General features: G+C 53.4%; 3 protein-coding genes. All 3 read left to right on the top strand.

Translation table 11 applies throughout. The features are described 5' to 3' along the window. The first annotated feature begins 586 nt into the window (after positions 1 to 586). Positions 587 to 1,216 carry a hypothetical protein gene (locus tag MPRO_RS24485; protein ID WP_158651930.1) on the top strand — a complete coding sequence of 210 codons (630 nt, stop codon included), beginning with the start codon at positions 587 to 589 and terminating at the stop codon, positions 1,214 to 1,216. Between the two features lie 375 nt (positions 1,217 to 1,591). Continuing rightward, positions 1,592 to 2,473 (top strand): HNH endonuclease, encoded by an 882-nt coding sequence (locus tag MPRO_RS24480; protein ID WP_216821369.1) that lies wholly within the window; start codon positions 1,592 to 1,594, stop codon positions 2,471 to 2,473. A 430-nt stretch (positions 2,474 to 2,903) separates the two neighbouring features. After that, on the top strand, positions 2,904 to 5,139 hold a 2,236-nt coding region (locus MPRO_RS26250), incomplete at its 3' end, for an nSTAND1 domain-containing NTPase (protein WP_216821368.1).

The raw sequence follows: 5,139 nt of genomic DNA, 5'->3' as shown, positions 1-5,139 counted from the left end.
CATACGAGCAGCTCAGGAGTCGCGTGGGCGCGGAGATGGGGATAAGAGACAGGTACCAGCAAGCCCGCGCTGAACGACCGGAACGCTGGTCAGGCAACACGCGTAATTGGCAACCGGTAGGGACGGTGATGCTCAACCCCGAGAAGCAGGAAGCGACTCAGAATAAGGCGGCATAACAAAATGGTCGGCACGACAACTACGTTGACAAACACCGACCCCAAGCCTAACGGGCTTCGTTGAGCACTGCATTATATCCAGGGCGGATTGAAAGGCGATCTGGACTATGTCAGGGATAGAGACAGTCACCACCTTCGACGTGGCCATTCCGCTATGGCCATCGAAACGCTGCTCAGAGAGGCCTTGGCGAAGCGCACATCATCGGCTTGCAGCAATCGCTCAAGGCTCGCGCTCAGGATCGCTGGACGTCAGATCAGCCGAGTCTGAACGACCCTGACAACTCCTAGCTCCAGAGCCACTACAAGTGAGAAAAACAAAAAAAAGAAAATAAATGAATCTTTTGAGATTCTTTTTAGAATCATTACTGCTATGCTTTCCTAACAAACTAACCGAAAGCAATGGTGAAGCTATGAGCGATTTCCTTAAAAAACTCGAAGAGAAGTACAAGAAGCCCTCCCTCACCGAACCGATGACTATCCGGATAACTGCAGAAGAGGACGCCGCAGTCAGAGACCTGGCGGATGCTTTAGACTGCACCCGGCAAGAGCTAATCCGCGGACTGATCATCGAGTATCTGCTGCCTGCACGGAAACAACTGGAGCTGGACGGCACATCTGCTGACGCTGATTTCCCTCAAAGCGAGACAGGAAAACTACGTTATTACGTTCTGAACACCAACAAGACGCATGACGTTGCGGACCACGATTTCATGCTAAACAAAGGTGTTGCTGCAGCCTTTGAGGACGGCTACAAGGAGAAAATTAACCGCTTCAAAAAAGGCGACATGATCTTCCTGTACGAGTCCGGAAAGGGAATTGTTGCCTACGGAAACGCAGAGGGTAACACCCAAAAGGCGCCTCATAACGGAAGGGAGGATAAGACCCACTACCAAACACTGGAAGGATTCAGAAAACTGCACAAGTCTCTATCCCCTAAGGATATTCGTCGTGTTCTAGACCGAAATATAAAGTTTGTACAAGCCCTTACATACCTATCAGATGGAGAGGTGCTGCTAGCTGAACTCAAGTCGCAAGCTTGACCATCCACTTCGCAGTAACGTTCGAGTACAATCAGGCATGAAACCCTGCCATATTCCGCCAGCATTCTGGAATAACTGGGCCTTTCGGCCCGGTGACCTGCATTACACAACTGCCCGCGCGCTCTTCAGCGGCGCAGTTCTTATCTGGTCCGGAATGCTCCCCTGCCCTGATAGCCGCAGGCTGGGTATTCAGACCCAGAATCGCTAGGAAGCCAGCACACATGGCGGCAAACCCAAGGAACTGGTGCAGTCACCTCCTGAAACTGACAATATGAGTGGCGTACAGGAACACACCGGACCGAATACAAGCTAATTTGGTGAGTGACTGCATACAGCCTAAAACGCTTTGGTAGCCTTCAGATGAGGACGACTTATATGAAAGCACACGATATCGAACAGCTAAGGAGCATTGCTGAAGTTGGTGGAGCTCGCCACCTCGCAGAATCGCTAATTGGGCCATTCAATGAACTCGCATCATCGCAGAGGTGCGATAGCCGGCTACTGAAACATGGTGTTCTCTATCAGCGGGGGTCTGGCAATACTGTCTTCTCGCTATACTTCTCGCGTACATCTTCGCGAGGCTCCGTCGAGGTAGCACTTGCAGACGAAAACATAGCACGTCTTTACAATCGGTCCCGCAGGGACGTCACTGAATGGCTGGCATATTTGACTACAGAGATTGGCACCTCAGCCAAGTCGCCAACAAGCCAAAAGTATCCGCGCGTATCCATCAGCACTGTTGAGTCAGGTATCCTCTTGGTACAGGCCATCACGGCGTTTCTTGCGGGAGGGTCGTACCGCAGGCCACCCGATCGTGCTCCTGAGCTAAATGCTGACGCCGATCGTGTGGACACTGATGAACGAGCGCTGGCGGCTATATGGACCCGCCGCGGGCAACCGGACTTCAGGGCACGCCTGCTGCTGGCATATGGTGCACACTGTGCGGTCACCGGCTGCGATGTTGTAGACGCCCTCGAAGCAGCCCATATAACTCCGTTTGCAGATGAGCAGGATTACCAGCTTTCGAATGGAGTGCTGCTTCGGGGGGACATTCACACACTGTTCGATCTCTTTCTTATTTCGATTGAACCCAATACTTGGACTGTACGCATCGCGCCTCAACTTGCCGCGTCCTATGGCTCTTTTGATGGAACGAGAATTGCCTTGCCTGGCGAGGTATCTGCACAGCCCGATCACAGTAGGCTCTTGCGTCATTTCATGGAGTGGCACAATCGTTGGGACAGCCCTTCGCAATGACGACTAACCGGTCCGAAGAACGAGCACACAACGGCTTGGTTCCATTGCTCGCCGTCATCATCAGAGTCGCTCAACTTGATTGCAGCTACGTAAAGCGTGCTCTAATTGATGAAATGCACGTTTGGCGCCTTCTGCCTGGCACCAAAAAAGAGAGTTCTACCTGTCAACTTTCCGGTTACCGCCCTTCCGCTAACGAAACCAGTCGATGAAGGGGGCGCCAGAGCGCTTAGGTTAATCGAGGATTACCGGGCATAACTCCAACTGTTGGAGTTGTTACGTTCATTCCGTTACGGTAATGATAATTTACCGTAACGCCGATTATGACCAGCCTTCTTTCATCCTACGAGCTATTCTGGATGTATGTCTTCGTCGACTTTCGGTGACGTGTAATTTTGTAACAAACAACGCAACTCAATGAGTTTTCCTGCTGATGGCTACACCAGAGCTGGGTTCCATCGGGCAGCTCGTGGAGAAATCTACTCAGTCTGTCATGTGGCTCGCCGGGAAGGTTTACGAAAAGAACTGGGTGACGCTGCTCGTGCTATGCACGGTGGTAGTCGCTGGCCTTTTCAATCCAGTTTCTCTCAAAAAATTCTATTCCTTGGTGACGGGCCTGATTCTCCCCGAAGATTTCTTACCTGAGTGGTATCCGATTGCGTTTGGGGTTGTGGTTGGAGCGTTTTTTTTTAGCGCTCTGATAGTCGCTGTTCGAGCCAGAGCTCGTGAGCACAAGAGCGGACGCCCCCCCCCCGATCTCAGCGAACGAAGTGCAATCAAGGGGCTTTGGTCGTTCAGCTACGAAGATGCCGATGTTTTCAAACGTTTGGGGCGGGCCGACAGTCTGCGCGAATGTCTGGACACCCTCACCGACCCTGAGTTTCGTTTCGGTGTCCTGTCCGGCGAATCAGGGTGTGGCAAAACATCTTTCGGACAGGCCGGGCTCTGGCCTGGTTTGGAAAGCCGGGGCTTCCGTTGCATCTACGCAAAATTAACGGAGCGCGATACTGTTGACCGCATTCGGCAGGCGTTTGTTCAGCAAAGACTGCTATCACAAGAACAGGTCAGTGACCTGGATTTCGCTGGCCTTCTCAATGCTGCTGTAAGACTTGATACGCAGTCTTCCGGCAGTGCCGGCGTTGTGTTAGTGCTTGATCAGTTCGAGCAGTTCTTCGTACACCAACGTCTCAAAGAAGACCGAAGACCGCTTCTGGATGCCTTGGCTGCCTGGTACCACCAACCGCCCGGCCATCACGTCCGGATACTGGTCAGTATCCGCAGCGATTATGTAGGCCGCCTGGCCGAGCTTCAAAAGGCCATGGGATATTCGCTGGGTCCGCATGAAAACTTTCGTCTGGATAAGTTCGAACCACGGCAAGCCGTAGAAGTATTTCGGGTTCTGGCGGAAACGGAAGATCTCGGATTCGACGAAAGTTTTGTTAAAGAACTCACAGAACTGGAGCTTGCCGGTCACCAGGACGGGCTTGTCTTACCGGTCGACCTGCAAGTTCTTGCATGGATCGTCAAGGCCCAGAAAGGTCCAGGGCGAAAAGCCTTTGATCGCACGACCTATCAAAAACTCGGTGGGATCGAAAGCCTGCTTGAGCGATTCCTACAACGGGCTCTTCAGGCACGCGAAACAGAGGCACGCCGACAGGCAGCGGTCAAAGTGCTATTGGCGCTGGTCGACCTGGAAAGCAACACGCGGGCGGGTGTACTTACACTGACAGACCTTAAGAAGACGCTTTCGAGTTCGCTGAAGGCCGAAGATATCAAGGAGGCCGTGCAATGGTTGTCGCGTGGGGATGTACGTCTTGTCACGCCCAGACCGCAAGGAGATGAGCAGGGCCATGAGTTGGCCCATGAACGTATTATTCCTGCCTTGCGCCGGTTGGCCGGCGAGGCCTTGTCCGGTGCAGATAAAGCCAATCAGCTCTTGAACAAGCGCGTCAACGAATGGATGGGCAATCAGTGTTCATCGCGCTTTCTGTTGAGCTGGCGGGAATTGGGGCTGATACAAAAGCAGAAACAATATTTGGTGTGGGGCACAAAGGTAACGCAAAAAGAAACGTTGATTGCGAAGAGTCGGTGGCGTCGAAACGGGTGGTTGGCAACGGCAGGTGCTGTTGCTGTTTTTTTGTTATCCCTAATTATCTTTTATGACACCGATAGCGGGCAAATTTGGCTAATGGAGCGGGCCTTGTGGTCGCAGACTCAGAAAGCGGAAAACCCATACTCACTGCAAATGAGTGCCCTTGCTCTTGTTCATAGGAACCACGTCGAAGACGCTATTGATGTAGTCAATCGTATCCTAGACCCTCGTATCAAAGCCAATGCCTTACAGGCGCTGGCCAAGCCGGCGGGACAGCTCAATCGGACCGACCTGGCCGTGGCGTGGCTGGAAATGGCGCGAAAGACCGCCAGCGGGATCGAGGATTCCGGGGCCAAAGCCGAGGTCTTAGGGGCGCTGGCCAAGGCCGCGGGCCAGCTGGGCCGGGCCGATCTGGCTGTGGCGTGGCTGGAAACGGCGCGAGACGCTGCCAGCAGGATCGACTATTCCACGGCCAAAGCCAATGTACTAGGAGCGCTGGCCGAGGCGGCAGGAAAGCTCGACCAGACCGGGCAGGCTGTGGCGATGCTGGATAGCCTGCGAGACACCGCCAGCGGGA

Origin of the sequence: Marinobacterium profundum (genome assembly GCF_001528745.1) — a bacterium.
GTDB classification, from domain to species: Bacteria; Pseudomonadota; Gammaproteobacteria; order Pseudomonadales; family Balneatricaceae; genus Marinobacterium_A; species Marinobacterium_A profundum.
The sequence above is the reverse complement of the archived record's forward strand: the minus strand, read 5'-3'. Positions and strand labels throughout refer to the sequence as shown.

Excerpts from the sequence above, each read along its gene's own strand:
- MPRO_RS24480 (WP_216821369.1), top strand. The coding sequence starts at position 1,592 with ATGAAAGCACACGATATCGAACAGCTAAGGAGCATTGCTGAAGTTGGT.
- MPRO_RS24485 (WP_158651930.1), top strand. The coding sequence starts at position 587 with ATGAGCGATTTCCTTAAAAAACTCGAAGAGAAGTACAAGAAGCCCTCC.